Genomic DNA, 17,353 nt, shown 5'->3' with positions numbered 1-17,353 from the left:
CATGAAGAGATTACTTGCGTTAATACTAGTAATGCTATTTGTAGCTACAGGATGCGACTATGGCAATGATCAGGAACAAAAACAGTGGGAATTAATTGAACAAAGTGCGGAAGCGTCAACTGTAACTATAGCTTTGCAGCATTCTAATGCGAAAGTCATTGATTGGCTAAAAGATGATTTTGCAAGCTACTTAAGCACAACTTACGATATTAAGCTGAAAGTAGTTGAACAACCCTTATTAAAAACGCTTGATGAGTTAGCCTCAGATAAAGCAAATGAAGTTGATTCGGGTGAATATGATATTATTATCTTTGAAAAAGACGGTTTTAAGAATGCGTATAACAAGGGCTTATTATATGGTCCTTTTACTGATAAAATACCAGAAGTTAAAGCTTCTATTGATACTGCTGCATTAAACTATATATACCGCGAAGGTATATCAACTCAAGGCTATATTGTGCCATATGGTAGAAATCAACTTAGTTTCATTTATAATCAAGATGTTTTTTATGAGAAGCCAACGAGTTATGATGAATTTTGGGGATTAATCAAAGAGTTTAAAGGTCAATTCACATATCCAAATCCTATGACATCTATAGAAGGTGAAGCCTTTGTATTAAGTGTTATTGGACAATATATGGATATAGAACCCTTTATGTCTGGCACAATTGATCAAACTAAATTTCTTAATGCAATTCAACCAGGTTTAAATCAATTAATTGCACTCAAACCAGACCTTAAAGACAATGGATCTGTTTATCCAGAATCGACTCAAGCCTTAGATGACTTATTTAACAATGGCGCTTTGATGATGAGTTTAAACATGGACTATAATTATGCTACAGATAGATTAAAAGAATATGAGTATCCAGAAAACGCTTCTACTTTTGTTCTAACTGATGGAGTCGCTACTTTTACAGAAGGAGCTTCTATAGCTTTTAACTCGCCCAATAAAACAGGTGCTATGGTTGCATTAAATGCATTGTTGGGTTCAGAAATGCAAGCTAGTAAATTTAATCCTAAATCTTGGGGGAGTTTACCTATTTATTCACTTGAGATTACACCAAAGACTACTTTAGATACACTTAAGTCAGTAAAATTAAAATCCACGACCGTTAAATATAGTGACTTCCTAGAAAGTGTGATGACAGAGTTTTCACCAGAAATGAGAACGATCATTTTGAAGCAATGGCAAGCACAGGTTTTGGGGAAATAAGGAGAAAACATGGGTGCTAACGGATTTGTGCACTTACATTTGCATACAGAATTTAGTTTGCTTGATGGTTTTGCAAGAATTGAGAAATTATTTGGTAAAGTAAAAGAATTAGGAATGGACGCCGTGGCAATTACTGACCATGGCGTTATGTTTGGTGTAGTTGATTTTTACAAAGCAGCTAAGAAAAATGGTGTGAAACCAATAATAGGCTGTGAAGTTTATGTTGCACCAAGAACAAGATTTGATAAAGAGGCTGGTATTGATAAAAATGCAGCCCATCTAGTTTTGTTAGTGAAAAATGAGACGGGTTATAAAAATCTCATTAAGTTAGTATCAGCAGGCTATACTGATGGCTTTTACTACAAACCCCGGATAGATTATGAGCTACTAAGTCAACATACCGAAGGACTAATTGGATTAAGTGCATGTTTAGCTGGAGATGTTCAACGTTTATTACTTGAAGGTGATTTAATTGGGGCTGAACATATGGCTTTGCGTTTGAGTAATATGTTTGATAAAGGTGATTTTTACTTAGAACTTCAGGATCATCAGATGCAGGAACAAAAATTAATTAATAGACGGCTTGTTACTTTAAGTGAAAAAACGAATATTCCACTAGTTGCAACCAACGATGTTCATTATTTAGAAAAAGAGGATGAGGCCGTTCACGATATTCTACTCTGTATTCAGACAGGTAAAGTACTCAGTGACCGAGACCGAATGAAGTTTCCGACTAAAGAATTTTATTTAAAATCTCCTGAGGAAATGTACGCTCTTTTTTCTGCACGAACCGACGCGCTTGAAAACACCGTAAGAATTGCCGAAAAATGTAATTTCGATTTTGATTTTTCTAAAACACATTTACCTGAATATACCTTAGAAGGTAAGAATGGTCAACAAATGCTGATTGATCTTTGCTATAAGGGTCTTAGACATAAGTATGAAGCATATGAAAAGCATATTGAAAGGCTCGAGTATGAGCTAAATGTAATCCATCAAATGGGTTATGATGATTATTTCTTAATCGTTTGGGATTTTATCAGATATGCTAAATCAAAGGATATCGCTGTAGGCCCTGGTAGAGGGAGCTGTGGTGGTAGTATAGTCGCGTATGTACTTGATATTACTGAAGTTGACCCAATTAAATACGATTTGATCTTTGAGCGCTTTCTAAATCCAGAAAGAATAACGATGCCAGACATAGATATTGATTTCGAGGATGAAAGGCGATCTGAAGTAATAGATTACGTGGTAGATAAATACGGTAAAGATAGAGTCGCTCAAATCATCACTTTTGGTACTATGGCTGCAAGGGCAGCGATACGAGATGTTGGTCGAGTGATGGACATGTCTTATCAGGAAGTCGATAAAATAGCCAAAGAGATTCCCATGGAATTAGGGATGACTTTAGAAAAAGCGTTGAAAAAAAATACGAAGCTAGTTGAATTAGTGGAAAGTTCAGCTGAAGCTAAAGCGCTTATGGAAGCTGCTATTAAGTTACAGGGTGTACCTCGCCACGCATCAACACATGCTGCAGGTGTGGTGATCTCAAAAAATCCTGTAGACACTTATGTACCTCTATATGTTCAAGAGGGAGGAATTTCAACCCAGTTCAATATGGTACTGCTTGAAGAACTTGGAATGTTAAAAATGGATTTTTTAGGCCTTAGGACATTGACAGTTATCAAAAATGCATTACAATTAATTGAAGAGGGACAAAATAAAAAAGTCAGGCTCGAAGATATCCCACAAGATGATCCATTAGTTTATGAGATGATTGGACGTGGTGATACCTTAGGACTTTTTCAATTAGAATCTACTGGATTCAGGCGGTTTATGAGAGAATTAAAACCGACTGGGTTTGAAGATATCATTGCTGGGATATCTTTATATAGACCGGGACCAATGGATTCAATCCCCCTGTATATTCGAAACAAATACGATACAAGCCAAGTTGTATATAAGGCAGAGCTATTAAAACCTATATTAGAAGTCACTTATGGCTGTCTTGTTTATCAAGAACAAGTTATGAGAATCGTTAGAGAACTTGCAGGATATAGCTATGGTCGAAGTGATATTGTTAGACGTGCTATGAGTAAGAAAAAGATGGATGTCATGGAAAAAGAGCGCGCATATTTTATCAATGGAAAGATTGATGAAAACGGTACCATCGAATTACCTGGGTGCGTTAGAAATGGCGTTCCTGCAAATATCGCTAGCGAAATTTTTGATGATATGGTTGATTTTGCAAAATATGCATTTAACAAATCTCATGCAGCAGGTTACGCAATTATTGCATATCAGACTGCTTATCTGAAGTGTCATTTTCCAGTTGAATTTATGGCAGCTTTGATGACGAGTGTAATGGGAAGCCAATCGAAACTAGCACTTTATATTCAAGATGCTAAAGAACATGGTATTAAGGTTCTCCCCCCAAGTGTTAATAAGTCTTTTCAAGGATTTACGGTGGAAGATAGTGCAATTCGTTACGGTCTAAATGCGATTAAAAACGTAGGAAGAGGTGTAATTGAGGCTATCATTGTTGCGCGTCGAGAGAGACCTTTTAAAGGGTTTTATGATTTTTGTGAAACTGTAAACGCTTCAGAACTTAACAAAAAAGCCGTTGAAAGCTTAATTAAGGCAGGTGCATTTGATGAACTTGGTCATTTGCGATCTCAGTTGCTCGCAATTTACGAAAAGACAATCGATGGAATCCATGCAATTAAAAGAAAAAGTGCAGAAGGACAATTTTCTATTTTCAATATGGAGTTACCTGAGATTACTTCTGAAGAAATGGGCAATAAGATGCCAAGTATCCCTGAATTAAGGACTCAAACATTATTGCAGTTTGAAAAAGAAATGTTGGGTATATATTTGACGGGACACCCACTTGATAAACATAAGCAACTTTTAGAATCCTTAACAACTATGAATTTAGCAGAACTTAAGGAAGATGCGGCAGAAATTGATACTACTTTGAAAGACAATATGAAGATAATCACTGGTGGTCTTATCGTCGCAAAAATTGATAAAATAACAAGAAACAACAGTAAAATGGTATTTTTGACAGTTGAAGATTTATATGATCAGATTGAAGTTATTGTATTTCCAAAAACTTATGAGAAAGTACAAGCTCTAATGGTAAAGGATCAAGAAATTCTGATTCAGGGTAGATTGCAACTAAAAGAGGATGAACCACCCAAAATTATAGCAGAGAAGATTAGTCCGATAGAAGGTTCAGAAAAGCCTCAAAAGTTTTTTGTTCGTTTTGAAACGGAAACTAGAGAATCAATGGAGACTGTACACAAGCTATTGAAGATTCATGAAAAAACTTACCTGAGGAAAGGTAGAAAATCGGATGTCATATTTTATATTCAAGATAGTCAAAAAAAACTTAAAACAAATTGTCATATTGTAGTAACAGAAGAAATAATAAAGAAAATTGAAGGTATTGTCGGTTTGGGAAATGTGAAACTTGGTTAATACCAAAAGGAGTGAGAACTTTGAAGAAAATTGGTGTACTAACAAGTGGTGGCGATGCACCAGGTATGAATGCAGCCATAAGAGCTGTGGTTAGAACTGCCATATATCATGGGTTCGAGGTAGCAGGAGTTTATAGAGGCTATCAAGGTTTAATAGAAGGCGATATCGAAAACTTAAATATAACTTCTGTAGGTGATATTATTCATCGTGGAGGTACGATGCTAAGGACCGCAAGGTGTCTTGACTTTAAAACTGATGAAGGGTTTAATAAAGGTCTTCAGATGTTAAGAATGTTTAAAGTTGATAGCCTTGTAGTTATTGGTGGAGATGGATCTTTTAATGGCGCTAAGCGATTGGCTGAGGCTGGATTCCCTACAATTGGTATTCCAGGTACCATAGATAATGATTTAGCTTATACGGATTATACTTTAGGTTTTGATACGGCACTTACCACTGTTGTTAGTGCAATTGGTAATATAAGAGATACATCATCATCCCATGGAACGGTGAATATCATTGAAGTCATGGGTAGAAATTGTGGTGACATTGCACTTTATGGTGGTCTTGCAGGTGGTGCTGAAGCTGTGATTATTCCAGAACTCGATACAGATGTAGACGAACTTTGTCGAACGATCATTCGTGGCAAAAAACGTGGAAAATTGCATAGTATCATCTTGCTAGCGGAAGGTGTAGGTAAACCTTATGAACTGGCAGAACAAATTAAAAGTAAAACCAGCTCCGATGTAAAGGTTAGTGTTATAGGCTATTTACAAAGAGGTGGAACCCCAACACCAAATGATCGAATCTTAGGATCGAGAATGGGGGCACATGCTGTAGAATTACTTATGGAAGGGCAGTATGGAAAAGCGGTAGGTATTAAAGGTAATCAAATGATTGCACTTGATTTTGATGAAGCTTTAAATATGAAGAAAGACTATGATAAAGGTATATACGAATTGGCAAGAATTTTGGCAATTTAATATATGGGTAATTTTAAAGGACTTATTAGGAGGAATTTTATGTTAAGAAAAACCAAAATCGTTTGTACGATTGGACCAGCAAGTGAACCAAGAGAGATTTTCAAAGAGTTAGTAAAAAGTGGTTTAAGTGTAGCAAGATTAAACTTTTCTCATGGTAGCCATGAAGAACATTTAGCACGTATTGAAATGATCAAAGAAGTAAGAGAAGAATTGGGTGTTCCTGTAGCAATCTTACTAGATACAAAAGGTCCTGAAATTAGAACAGGTAAATTCAAAGAGCCAGTATATACATTAGTAGAAGGTCAAGAATTCACTTTAACAGTTGAAGAGTATCTTGGTGACCAAAACAAATGCCAAATCTCTTATGTAGGATTGCCACAAGATGTTGTTGTTGGCGATAAAGTGCTTATCGATGACGGTTTAATTGAGCTTGAAGTTTTATCTACAACAGAAAAAGAAATTAAAACAAAAGTACTTAATGGTGGTGATGTAAAAAACAACAAGGGAATCAATGTTCCTGGTGTTAAAATCAACTTACCTGCAATTACTCAAAAAGATATTGATGATATCGTCTTTGGTATAAGAAACGGTATTGATTTTATAGCGGCTTCATTTATCAGAAAAGCAGGCGACGTTTTAGAAATTAGAAAAGTTTTAGAAGATAACTTTTCACATGAAATTCATATTATTTCTAAGATTGAGAACCAAGAGGGCGTTGATAACTTAGAGGAAATTCTTGAAGTTTCTGATGGTTTAATGGTAGCACGTGGTGATCTTGGTGTTGAAATTCCTACTGAGTTTGTACCAATCGTTCAAAAGAAAATGATTGAAATGTGTAACAGAGAAGGAAAACCAGTAATTACAGCTACTCAAATGTTGGATTCTATGATGCGTAATCCTAGACCAACAAGAGCTGAAGCAACTGACGTAGCAAATGCAATCTACGATGGTACGGATGCGGTTATGCTCTCTGGTGAAACAGCAGCTGGTAAATACCCACTTGAGTCAGTTAGAACAATGGCAAAAATTGCACATGCAGCAGAACAAGCTTTAGACTATAAAGAATTACTTCAAAAAAGAGTAGCACTAGCTGATGAGAAAGGTGTAACTTCTGCAGTAAGTCATGCAACCGCAAATACAGCTTTAGAGCTTGAAGCAACTGCAATTATCACTGCTACATCATCAGGTTTTACTGCTAAAAGAGTTTCTAAACTTAGACCTAAAGCGCCTATAATCGCATGTACAATCACAGAAGCATCTTGTAGAAGAATGAATATGGTATGGGGTGTGTTCCCAGTTGTTATAGGTGAAGGAACTTCTACTGATAAAATCTTTGATATGTCAGTTGAAAAAGCTAAGGAAAAGGGATTTATTAAAGATGGTGACCTTGTAGTTATCACTGCTGGTGTCCCTGTAGGCGTTTCTGGCGCGACAAACATCATGAAGGTACAATTGGTTGGCGAAGTGTTAATCAAAGGTACTGGACTTGTTAAGGACTTTGTAAGAGGTAAAGCATGTGTAGGAAGTACTCCGGAAGAATTAGAAGGTAAATTCATGCCTGGTGATATTTTGGTTTCAACTTCAACAGATAAAGATATGATGCCATATATCCAACAAGCATCTGGCCTAATCGTAGAAGAGGGTGGTTATACTTCTCATGGTGCTATAGTTGCACTTAGTCTTAAAAAGCCATGTGTTGTTGGTGCACAAAATGCAACTGAGCTCTTAAAAGACGGTACTGATATTACACTTGATTCAGCTAAAGGAATCGTTTATGCTGGAAAGGCAAGAGTACTCTAATTATTAGGAGGCATCATGAATTACAGAGAGCTTGGATTAACTGGACTTAAAATTGCCCCAGTAGGTTTTGGAGGCATACCGATTCAAAGACTTGATCAGGAAAATGTAAACCTATTAATTGAAAAGCTGTATTCCGAAGGATTGAATTTTATCGATACAGCACGTGGTTATACAACCAGTGAAGAGATGATTGGTAATGCCATGGTACCGGTTGGGCGTGAGCACTTTGTCATTGCAACAAAATCAATGGCAAGGACATATGAAGATATGAGAGCCGATATTGAAAAAAGTTTAAGTAATTTAAAGGTTGATGTAATAGACCTCTATCAATGTCATAATGTTAAAGACATTGAACAGTATGCCTTGGTGATGTCTGAAAATGGTGCATATAAAGCTCTTTTAGAAGCAAAAGCAGATGGAAAGATTAGGCATATTGGCATCACTGCACATAGTGCTGATTTTATTAATCAGATCATTCAGGAGATGCCATTTGAAACCATTCAGTTTCCATATAATATTGTGGAACGACATGGAGAATCACTATTTAAAGTTGCTGCTCAAAGAGGGATTGGTGTAATTGTCATGAAACCTCTTGCAGGTGGCGCAATTCAAAATGGGACTTTGAGTTTGAAATTCATTCTATCAAATCATGATGTGAGTGTTGCAATTCCTGGGATGGATCATGTAGATCAAGTCGCTGAAAATGCAGCTGTTGCCAATATGAAAATTGATTTTTCAAAGGAAGAGATTCTTGAAATGAATGAAATTGTAGCTGCTTTAGGTGAAGCGTTCTGTAGAAGGTGCGGTTATTGTTTACCTTGCCCTCAAGGGATTGATATTCCAACACAGTTTTTGATGGAAGGCTATCTTACACGGTATCATCTAGCAGAATGGGCAGTTACGAGATATGAGGGGCTAGCAGTAAAAGCAGATGCCTGTGTCTCTTGTGGCAGCTGTGAAACGAAGTGTCCTTACAATCTTCCTATTGTGCACATGCTTAAAAATGTGGTTCATCAGTTTGATCTTGCTAAAAGTATAAAGTAAGTATAATTTACGGATCTAAGTAAATAGTTAGAGTGGGGATCTCATGATCCCCACTCTTTTTTGTTTTGACTATACTTTGTTTATAAATTCGGCTCTATAATTAATGTTGTGGTGAGTTTTACCCCACACCAATATTTTTATAGAGCCTTTTCTTATAAAACATTATTAACTTTTGATACTTTTAAAGGCGTAGGTGAGGATTGTATATATAGACCTGTTAAAACGATTACGAGTCCAATTATGGTTTTGAAGTTGAGCTGATTAAATAGAAAATAGTCTAATATAAGGCCCATGGTCATTTGACCAAGAAAAGGCAAAATCGAAATGTGAAGTGCAGTTATCCTTGAGGAATAATAGTTCATCAGTAAGATCACAGAAAGTCCTAAAACACCACCTAGATAATAATGCCAAGGAACCTGACCAAGTTGATAAACTGGTGTGCTTGAATTTAATACTAAATAAAACATAATACCTACTATAAATGCGGAGAAATAATGAAACAATGACACACGAAATGTCCCGAGTTGTTTTGTGTTCTCACCATTGATAATCGGAACCACGGTTACCAAAACGCCTAATGAAATTGCAAATAAATAGATGATAAATGATGACATATATTCCTCCTATAGTACCATAATTGTCAAACCAACAATCATGATTCCAACTCCAACACATTGTTTTTGTGTTGGTTTTGTAATGCTTTTGCCTAACAGGCCCCAGTGGTCAATTGCCAGAGATGTAAGCACTTGTCCAACCAATGTAAAAGCAATCATTAAAGTAACACCAATAGCGCCAATTACAACGTTATTCAGAATTATTGTTAGTGAACCTAATATACCAGGTATAAAATGTATTGGCTTTAGTTTTACATGTGTTAGTTTGTCTCTTATTGCAAAAACAATAATACCAAAGAAAATCAACCCAATACCATGATATACAATGTTGCTAAAATAGGTATTCGTTGCACCACTTAGCAAACCATTAAATGTAACCATGATTGATAAAATCAGTCCAGTGAAATAAGCTAGCGATTTAGCCATATGTACCTCTTTCTTTAAATCTATTAAAAAATTAGTAACACAGTATGAAACTGTTATGTATATAGTATAAAGGGTTGAAGCACTAAAAAATATGACATATGTCATGTTTTAAGATATAATTATTTCTATTAAAGCGAGGTGGTGAAATGCAAATTACTGAAAATAAGAAATATTTAGAGTTACTGATCATGAAAAATAAGATAGATGAAATTTTGCCATTTGAAGTATTGGAATCTGCAGAACTTTGTAGATATTCAAGAGATGAAGATATATTAGTTGCGAATTCAGATATGCCATATTTTTATTTTTTTGTGACAGGAAAATTGAAAGTATTCCAAATTCACGAAAATGGAAAGGCTTTCTTGATTCAGTTTTATAGCTCTTTTGATTCGTTAGGAGAAATTGAACTTGTAAATAATGTGAAAGCTTCTTGTTCAGTTAGTGCAGTTCTTCCATCTGAACTAATTAGAATCCCAATTGAAGTATTGAGACAAAGGGCAATTGATTATCCACCGTTTCTTTGGTATGTCTCAAAATCCTTAGCGACAAAATTACTTTATGCAGATCGACACCATTCATTGAATTTGCTATACCCAGTGAAAAATAGATTGGCAAGTTATCTTATGGCACATGAGATTAAATCTGATGAAATTGTATTAAAAGACTCTTTACAAGACGTCTCTGAATTTATAGGGACGACATATCGCCAATTACATCGTGCTTTCCAACAATTAGAAAAAAATCAAGTGCTAAAGAAAACAAAGAAAAGTATCAGTGTTTTAGATCTCAATAAATTAGAATTATTAGCGGGTTCAATCTATGAAGAAAAGTAAAAAAAAGCGGAATCAGCCTAAGTATAGAGCTGTTTTCCACTTTTTAAAGTTGAAATATTTGATATACATGTTAAGGTTCTAAGTTAATGTATTGATCTGCAGAAACTGGTGAAGTGAAATCAACTTGTGAATTTGATATGTTAACACCATTGGCTTGAATTTGCAGTGTGTTTACGTTTTCTAAGCTTGTGCAACTATAGAGAAGCGCTTTAAACATTAAACGTTCGTATTCTGGATAATCAGTTAAAACTTTTGTTATATTTTCACTAAAATTCAATTGTAAATTGGAACCGTTTAAAGTATAGCCTTGTAAGGTTACTTCCTCAGGTATAACAGCGATCAGGTCACTAGAGCTTTCGGAATGTCCTTTAAGTGCCGAAATAATCTCATTGACTTGATCATCAAAATTACTCGTTGTAAGTGCAAGTGGTAGTAATAATAAATAATTTGAATCCTTGTTATAAGCCATATATGCACTATTCTCTTGAACTGATGTGAAAGTCGTCCTTAAATCAACACCAGAAAATGTTTTGTTTGATGAATCATCAAGCAAGAAGTTAACACCCTCAAGTTGACCAAGTGACATAAAAGTTTTTGAGATACTCTCTACAACAAGTGGATATTTATCTTCAAATCCAGCCAAATTAGCACTATACATATAGATAGATGCAATTCCTTTAGAAATTTTAATATTTGGTGCATAAGGTATAATTGGCGCATTTTCGTATAATCCTAACCCAGATTTAGGTCCATTGGTTAATGCTGTATAAAGTGTTCTCCAACGGTTATCAGGTGTTTTGATAATTCTTGAAATAGGCACTAAGTATTGATAATCACTTGTCGGATAATAAAGTGTCATGCCTAAATTACCAGAAGAAACTTGGTCAGTTGTCTGAAGTAAAACTTTGGAATAATTGATATTCGATGCATACCAATTATAATCATAACTTTTATGATCTTCAACAAGTTTAAAAGTATAATAACCTTCAACTTGTCCAGCTAACAAGTCTATTTTGGGTACTGAAATTCTCTTTTGGTTTTCCACATTAGAAATAGTGACAGCCTTAAAGTTGATTAGTGGTATAGTTGCTACTTTTTCAGTAGCTGAGTAGATATCAACTGAGTAGTTTGACAATAATTCTGCCGGAAAGACTGAGGTAGTGCTTTTTATATCAAAATACAACTCTGGATTAAGAATTGAATCTTGCTTCTCAGGGATAACTGTAGATAATTTGGGGGTAATGACGACTTCTTCAACGGGCTTGTCGACAATCTTTTGTGATAAATCAAGTGATAAAATATCCGTACTCAACGGGAAAGCCGTTGCCAAAATAAAGATGATAACAATAAATAGGATATTCGGTAAAATTCTGTGCAAAATAGTGCCTCCTTTCAACTCTGATTTCTATACCATTATAAGCTATTTAACAATCTTTTGCCAACGATTATTGACAAATTCATTATTTTAACATATAAATCATTCGTTTTTTATCGTTTGTTGTGAACCTTTCTGTTACAATGTCTTTAAGGATGGTCTTTTCATCGCTAAACAGAAAATATGAGGCTAATTATGAAGAAAATAAGACAGACAAAACTATATTTATGCGTAATCTTGGTAGTGGCTATAGTGGCATTTGCAAATTTAAATATGGCTTATGCTGAACCTACAGAGCAAGAGGCTAAAGATAAATTAAATCAAATAACTTCAGAAGAAGAGTTGATTATTGAGAAGTTATTTGTTTTGTCGTCAGAGATCGAGTTGCTACAGACACAAACTATTCAAATCGAAGAAAAAATAAAGACTACAAATTCTAGAATAGAAACGCTCAGTACCAATATTATTGAAATGGAGCAAAGGTATGGAGCTTTGAAGTCTAATCTCGGAGAAGTGTTGAAAATTCAGCAAAGATCAGGTGTTGCTTCAAGTGTTGAGGTTATATTTTCTTCGAAGTCTTTAAAAGATTTTATATATAGAATTAATTTATTAAGAGATTTATCAAAAAAAGTGGATGGTTTGATGATAGATACCCTTAATATCAATGTAGCTCTTGAAAGTGAAAAAGTAACTTTTGAAGAAGTAAAACTAGATTTAGAAAATCAAAAAACTGATTTAGCAAATAAAATTTCAGATAAAGCAAAGGCAAAATTAGAACTAGAGGATTATTTAGAAAATCTTAGTTCGGAAAAGTCACACTATGAAGCTTATTTAAAGTCAATCGAATCACTTTGGAATAGTTTAAAACCGCTTTTTACAAAAACAATTGCTAGTTTCAATCAACTGATACGAACTGGTGGATTACCTGAAGATACAGTAGAACTTAACTTGTCATTATTTAATACGACGGGAACCATAAGAGAGTCTAAGTTTAATGCTGTTTTAGCACTTCAAAAAGATTTTCCAAAGCTTCAGTTTGATTTTCGTAAAGATGCAGTATTGCTTGCATTTCCAGAATATGAAATAGAATTGGAAGGTAGTTTTATATTACTTGATAATCAAACCATACAATATGCTGTGACTGGAGGAACTTTTTATAAGCTCCCTATGAGTCAGAGTGCAATTCTCGATTTGTTCAGTGAAGGAGATATGATTTTTCAGTTAAAATCTTTACTTGGAAAGAATACAATTAAGAGAATTGACCAGTATGAAGATAAAATAGTGATGCAAATAACAATAAGTTTATTTTGAGGTGAATGATGATCAGTGCAATTCAGTGTGAACTAAAATATAAAGATGGAACACAGGCTTTAAAGCCTTTTGACCTTGAGATAGGGACTGGTGAAGTTGTCGTAATTTTAGGACCAAGTGGTTCTGGAAAAACAAGTTTACTCAAATTGTTTCTTGGAATTGAAGTCCCAAGTAATGGTAACATCAGTGTGTTAGATCAGCCTATGATTGCTGGTCAAGAACAAGAAATAAGAAAACTACGAACTAAACTTGGACCAGTTTTTCAAGAGTTTAGATTAATTGAAGGTAGAAGTGTCTTAGATAATGTGATGATTGGTCTGCGTTTCTTGGATTTTACACATGAGCAAATGATTTCGATTGCTACTGAATATATAATGCGGGTAGGGCTTGGTCATAAACGCGATCATACTGTTGATAAGCTCTCGTGGGGAGAGTGTCAACGCGTTGCAATTGCAAGAGCTGTTGCGAGAAAGCCTAAATTGATAATTGCTGATGAACCAACTGGTAACCTAGATCAAGAGAATGCCATCAATGTATTAAATCTACTGGCATCATTTGCTGATCAACAGACAAGTGTAGTTATCACCACACATGCAGCACATCTTGTGAAATCTTTTCATTCAACCATACGCCTCAATATGGACGAGGGAAAATTTATCATAGAGAGGAGCGAGGGATGAAGTCAGTTTTTAAGAATTTAGGATATTATTTACATGAAGTTATGACGATTTTTAAGCTCAATAGAAATTCAAGTATATTGTCAATTATAAGTTTGGCTTTGATTTTTTTTATTGCACTTATAACCGTTTCAGGATGGTTTTTCAGTATGCGTTTTTCTCAAATCTTAAAGGATGAAGCAGAAGTGAGTGTATATTATGAAGAGACTTTAAATGCATACGCATTGGAGACACTAATTGATAACATAAAAAATATCGATGGTGTTGAAGTTGTTAATAAAGTTACTGCTGATGAAGCAGAATATCAAATGGCTGTCGTTTTGGGAGAAGAAGCTAATATCCTTGATCAATTTGAGAGTAGTCCTTTTGTACCTTATCTAGAACTTGAAATTGATATTAAGCAGATTGATCCTATTGTCACAGCTATGAGAAGTTTAGACCATGTTACGTATGTTAGAGATAATCAAGATATATTGATGAAAATAAGTAGTTTTTCAAAGTTGATTGGTGTAATTGGTTTGATGATGACGTTGGCTGTAACTTTTGGAACTTTTATCATTACATCTCATATTATACGAGAAGGTGTGCATGCACACGCAAATCAAATTAATACGCTTCAACTTCTCGGTGCTCCAGATCGATTTATCAATACGCCTTTTTATATTGAAGGCATTGGAATTTCAATTGTCAGTGGTTTAATTGCAATTATATTGTTTGCCTTTTTTTCTAACCTTGTAGCAATGATGAGTGAAGATATTCTACCATTTGTAACTAATATAAATATGCAGACCAATCCGCTAACTTTATCAGCTGTCATGTTGGTATTAGTAGTTATTATGGGTGGTCTAGCAAGTGCATTTGGTTTGAAAATGATAACTCAAAAATAAAAAAGCACTACTTGTTGATTCTAAATTCATCAAGTAGTGCTTTAATTTTATTTTCTAAGTGATATTTCTTCTAATTTTACATTTTTGTTTCTTTCTTCAATTTGACGGATGGACCAATCATTTTGGAAGATTAAAACAGGATTAGTATATTCATCTTGTACGAGCATAGTGTCCATTGTCATTGAGAAATTCTTTTTATCAAAGTTATCAGAAGTGATCCATCTCACATAACGATATGGAAGGGACTCGATGATAACATCAACACCATATTCATTTTTAAGTCTGTACTCTAAAACTTCAAACTGTAAAACACCAACAACACCTATAATTAGTTCTTCTACACCGATGTTTGGTCTTCTAAAAACTTGTATACTACCTTCTTCAGAAAGTTGTTCAATACCTTTGATAAATTGTTTTCTTTTAAGTGCATTTTTAGTATAAACTTTGGCGAAATGTTCCGGTGCAAATACTGGTATACCTTCATATTTAATACCAGAAGCATCTTCACAAAGTGTATCGCCAATTCTGAAAATACCAGGGTCGTGAATACCGATAATATCACCAGGATAAGCTGTTTCAACAACAACTCTATCTTGTGCCATAAATTGTTGTGGCTGTGCCAGACGCACTTTTTTGTTCTCTTGTACGTGATTGACTTGCATTCCTTTTGTAAATTTACCAGAACAAATTCTTAAAAAAGCAATTCTATCTCTATGGGTTGGATTCATATTGGCTTGAATTTTAAATATGAACCCAGAAAAATTATCAGAGTTCGGGTCGATTTCACCTTCATTACTTACTCTCGCAATGGGCGGTGGTGTAAGTTCTAAGAAAGAACGTAAAAAAGGTTCAACGCCAAAGTTAGTAAGCGCACTACCAAAGAATACTGGCGTCAATTCACCTTGGAGAATTTTATCTAGATCATAAGGATCACCAGCATGGTCTAATAGTTCAAGCTCATCCAGTAATTTTTGGTGTAAATCTGCGCCAAACATTTCTTTATATTTTGGGTCTGATAAATCACCTGAATCGATCTTGGCAATGTTTTGACCATGGTTAGAATCGTTAAACATCTCAATCTGTTGTTTGGCGCGGTTATAGACACCTTTAAAATTTTTGTCAGAACCGATTGGCCAATTCATAGGATAAGATCGGATGCCTAAGCTATTTTCTAAATCTTCAAGTAGTTCAAATGGATCTTTACCTTGTCTATCCATCTTATTGATAAAGGTGAAAATTGGAATTCCACGCATTTTACACACTTTAAAGAGTTTTCTAGTTTGACTTTCTACCCCTTTTGAAGAGTCAACAACCATAACAGCGCTATCAGCAGCCATCAAAGTTCTATAGGTATCTTCACTAAAGTCCTGGTGACCAGGAGTATCAAGTATATTGATACAGTGATTTTCATAGTTAAATTGAAGAACTGAGGATGTAACTGAGATGCCTCTTTGTTTTTCAATTTCCATCCAGTCAGAAACTGCATGTTTTTGTGATTTTCTTGATTTAACAGTTCCAGCTTCACGAATAGCCCCTCCGTAAAGCAGTAATTTTTCAGTTAGTGTAGTTTTACCAGCATCTGGATGGGAGATGATCGCAAAAGTTCTACGCCTTTTTACTTCTTGTACGATTTCCGGATTCATATCAGACATATTTACTTCCTTTTCTTTTTACTTTTTTAACACTATTTAATGACATTTGTCAAAATTCTACATTTTCATTATAAACGACTACAACCTTTAAATTTTACCTTATCTAGTTTAGTTCGTCAATATAGGACAATTTAATAGGATGATGCTTTTAAATATAAAGCGTCATTTACCTGAATTTTACATAGAGTATGGTTAAATTCTCAAAAAAAGTTTATAATAATAAGCATATAAAATACAAAATACAATATAAAGCAATGTGATTAAGTGATAAAGCGAGGTATAAATGAACGAAAATATAAACAAAAATGCTTGGGAGCAGGAACATGTATCTGCTTGGATAGAGCGGTTTGGCCCTCCTGAAACATATGCTTTAAAGCTTAAAGCTAATCCACATGGGCCAATTATCAATTTAGAATCACAATTTGGCTCAATTGTGGGAAAAAACATCCTCAATGTAATGGGGTCAAATGGCAATAAAGCAGTTGCTTTAGCATTACTTGGCGCACAAGTGACAGTTGTTGATTTTTCTGAATCAAATAAGCAATATGCATTAGAACTCGCCAAAGAAGCAGGCGTAAATATTAATTATATTTTGTGTGACATATTAAAGCTGGAGGTGGATGACCAATACGACTTGGCATTTGCTGAGATGGGAATTCTTCACTATTTCCTCGATTTAGAAGTCTTTTATAATGTGCTATATAAAGTGCTTAAATCTGGTGGAGAACTAATCATCAGAGACTTTCATCCTGTTAGTACTAAGCTTATTTCTTCTAGGGGCTCTACTGCAAAAGTAAGGAAGCACAAAGTAGAGGGTGATTACTTTGATTCTAATTTGGTTGAAAAGACAGTATCATATGGCAAATATATTGCTGGTGAAAAAAGTGAAAAAGCAGAGAAAGTTTTTTTAAGAAATTGGACATTGGGTGAAATAGTAACCTCAGCTGCGAATGTCGGATTTAAGGTTGTATCATTAACAGAAGAACCTAACAAATCCAGTGATGTATATGATAAAGGTATACCGAAAACCTTTATAATTAAACTTAGAAAATAAA

The 17,353-nt window shown here is 34.7% G+C and carries 14 protein-coding genes; 10 read left to right on the top strand and 4 right to left on the bottom strand.

All coding sequences use genetic code 11. The features are described 5' to 3' along the window. Position 1 precedes the first annotated feature (1 nt). From QE109_RS05805 to QE109_RS05785, 5 genes are read left to right on the top strand one after another with little or no spacing between them, the layout of a single operon-like run. On the top strand, positions 2-1,216 hold the full coding sequence (locus QE109_RS05805; protein ID WP_281093472.1) for an ABC transporter substrate-binding protein: 1,215 nt from the start codon (positions 2-4) through the stop codon (positions 1,214-1,216). A gap of 9 nt (positions 1,217-1,225) precedes the next feature. Beyond that, positions 1,226-4,699: a DNA polymerase III subunit alpha gene (locus QE109_RS05800; RefSeq protein WP_281093471.1), complete on the top strand. Its 3,474-nt coding sequence runs from the start codon at positions 1,226-1,228 to the stop codon at positions 4,697-4,699. A gap of 20 nt (positions 4,700-4,719) precedes the next feature. Then, positions 4,720-5,679, top strand: a complete 960-nt coding sequence (gene pfkA, locus QE109_RS05795) for a 6-phosphofructokinase (protein WP_281093470.1) — start codon at positions 4,720-4,722, stop codon at positions 5,677-5,679. A 39-nt stretch (positions 5,680-5,718) separates the two neighbouring features. Then, the gene (pyk, locus tag QE109_RS05790; RefSeq protein WP_281093469.1) at positions 5,719-7,479 is read left to right on the top strand and encodes a pyruvate kinase; all 1,761 of its coding nucleotides are present in this window, start codon (positions 5,719-5,721) and stop codon (positions 7,477-7,479) included. Between the two features lie 15 nt (positions 7,480-7,494). Continuing rightward, the gene (locus tag QE109_RS05785; RefSeq protein WP_281093468.1) at positions 7,495-8,523 is read left to right on the top strand and encodes an aldo/keto reductase; all 1,029 of its coding nucleotides are present in this window, start codon (positions 7,495-7,497) and stop codon (positions 8,521-8,523) included. Between the two features lie 152 nt (positions 8,524-8,675). Here the strand turns inward: QE109_RS05785 and QE109_RS05780 are convergent, their stop codons facing one another. Further along, positions 8,676-9,137, bottom strand: a complete 462-nt coding sequence (locus tag QE109_RS05780) for a DMT family transporter (RefSeq protein WP_281093467.1) — start codon at positions 9,135-9,137, stop codon at positions 8,676-8,678. A 9-nt stretch (positions 9,138-9,146) separates the two neighbouring features. Next, complete coding sequence (locus QE109_RS05775; protein WP_281093466.1) at positions 9,147-9,563, bottom strand: DMT family transporter; 417 nt, start codon at positions 9,561-9,563, stop codon at positions 9,147-9,149. Between the two features lie 146 nt (positions 9,564-9,709). On the opposite strand from QE109_RS05775, the gene QE109_RS05770 reads away from it, so the two are divergent. Beyond that, positions 9,710-10,396 carry a Crp/Fnr family transcriptional regulator gene (locus tag QE109_RS05770; RefSeq protein ID WP_281093465.1) on the top strand — a complete coding sequence of 229 codons (687 nt, stop codon included), beginning with the start codon at positions 9,710-9,712 and terminating at the stop codon, positions 10,394-10,396. A gap of 70 nt (positions 10,397-10,466) precedes the next feature. Here QE109_RS05770 and QE109_RS05765 read toward each other — a convergent pair whose 3' ends face one another. Next, entirely contained in the window at positions 10,467-11,774 is a 1,308-nt protein-coding gene (locus QE109_RS05765) for a GerMN domain-containing protein (RefSeq protein WP_281093464.1), read from the bottom strand. Positions 11,775-11,966: 192 nt separating this feature from the next. On the opposite strand from QE109_RS05765, the gene QE109_RS05760 reads away from it, so the two are divergent. The 3 genes from QE109_RS05760 to QE109_RS05750 are packed head-to-tail and all read left to right on the top strand — an operon-like array spanning position 11,967 to position 14,646. Then, positions 11,967-13,082, top strand: a complete 1,116-nt coding sequence (locus tag QE109_RS05760) for a coiled-coil domain-containing protein (RefSeq protein WP_281093463.1) — start codon at positions 11,967-11,969, stop codon at positions 13,080-13,082. A 5-nt stretch (positions 13,083-13,087) separates the two neighbouring features. Beyond that, positions 13,088-13,762: a cell division ATP-binding protein FtsE gene (locus QE109_RS05755; protein WP_281093462.1), complete on the top strand. Its 675-nt coding sequence runs from the start codon at positions 13,088-13,090 to the stop codon at positions 13,760-13,762. After that, positions 13,759-14,646: a cell division protein FtsX gene (locus QE109_RS05750; RefSeq protein WP_281093461.1), complete on the top strand. Its 888-nt coding sequence runs from the start codon at positions 13,759-13,761 to the stop codon at positions 14,644-14,646. The genes QE109_RS05755 and QE109_RS05750 overlap by 4 nt, the downstream gene beginning before the upstream one ends. 47 nt (positions 14,647-14,693) lie before the next feature. On the opposite strand, the gene QE109_RS05745 is transcribed toward QE109_RS05750, so the two are convergent. After that, the gene (locus tag QE109_RS05745) at positions 14,694-16,298 is read right to left on the bottom strand and encodes a peptide chain release factor 3 (protein ID WP_281093460.1); all 1,605 of its coding nucleotides are present in this window, start codon (positions 16,296-16,298) and stop codon (positions 14,694-14,696) included. Positions 16,299-16,581: 283 nt separating this feature from the next. On the opposite strand from QE109_RS05745, the gene QE109_RS05740 reads away from it, so the two are divergent. Next, on the top strand, positions 16,582-17,352 hold the full coding sequence (locus QE109_RS05740) for a class I SAM-dependent methyltransferase (RefSeq protein ID WP_281093459.1): 771 nt from the start codon (positions 16,582-16,584) through the stop codon (positions 17,350-17,352). Position 17,353 lies beyond the last annotated feature (1 nt).

The organism is Fusibacter bizertensis, assembly GCF_029914245.1.
Lineage (GTDB): Bacteria > Bacillota > Clostridia > Peptostreptococcales > Acidaminobacteraceae > Fusibacter_C > Fusibacter_C bizertensis.
Note: the sequence above shows the minus strand (reverse complement) of the source record. Positions and strands in the feature narration are given on the sequence as shown.

Coding starts and splice junctions, on each gene's coding strand:
- QE109_RS05805 (WP_281093472.1), top strand. CDS start 2: ATGAAGAGATTACTTGCGTTAATACTAGTAATGCTATTTGTAGCTACA.
- QE109_RS05800 (WP_281093471.1), top strand. CDS start 1,226: ATGGGTGCTAACGGATTTGTGCACTTACATTTGCATACAGAATTTAGT.
- pyk (WP_281093469.1), top strand. CDS start 5,719: ATGTTAAGAAAAACCAAAATCGTTTGTACGATTGGACCAGCAAGTGAA.
- QE109_RS05785 (WP_281093468.1), top strand. CDS start 7,495: ATGAATTACAGAGAGCTTGGATTAACTGGACTTAAAATTGCCCCAGTA.
- QE109_RS05780 (WP_281093467.1), bottom strand. CDS start 9,137: ATGTCATCATTTATCATCTATTTATTTGCAATTTCATTAGGCGTTTTG.
- QE109_RS05775 (WP_281093466.1), bottom strand. CDS start 9,563: ATGGCTAAATCGCTAGCTTATTTCACTGGACTGATTTTATCAATCATG.
- QE109_RS05770 (WP_281093465.1), top strand. CDS start 9,710: ATGCAAATTACTGAAAATAAGAAATATTTAGAGTTACTGATCATGAAA.
- QE109_RS05760 (WP_281093463.1), top strand. CDS start 11,967: ATGAAGAAAATAAGACAGACAAAACTATATTTATGCGTAATCTTGGTA.
- QE109_RS05755 (WP_281093462.1), top strand. CDS start 13,088: ATGATGATCAGTGCAATTCAGTGTGAACTAAAATATAAAGATGGAACA.
- QE109_RS05750 (WP_281093461.1), top strand. CDS start 13,759: ATGAAGTCAGTTTTTAAGAATTTAGGATATTATTTACATGAAGTTATG.
- QE109_RS05745 (WP_281093460.1), bottom strand. CDS start 16,298: ATGTCTGATATGAATCCGGAAATCGTACAAGAAGTAAAAAGGCGTAGA.
- QE109_RS05740 (WP_281093459.1), top strand. CDS start 16,582: ATGAACGAAAATATAAACAAAAATGCTTGGGAGCAGGAACATGTATCT.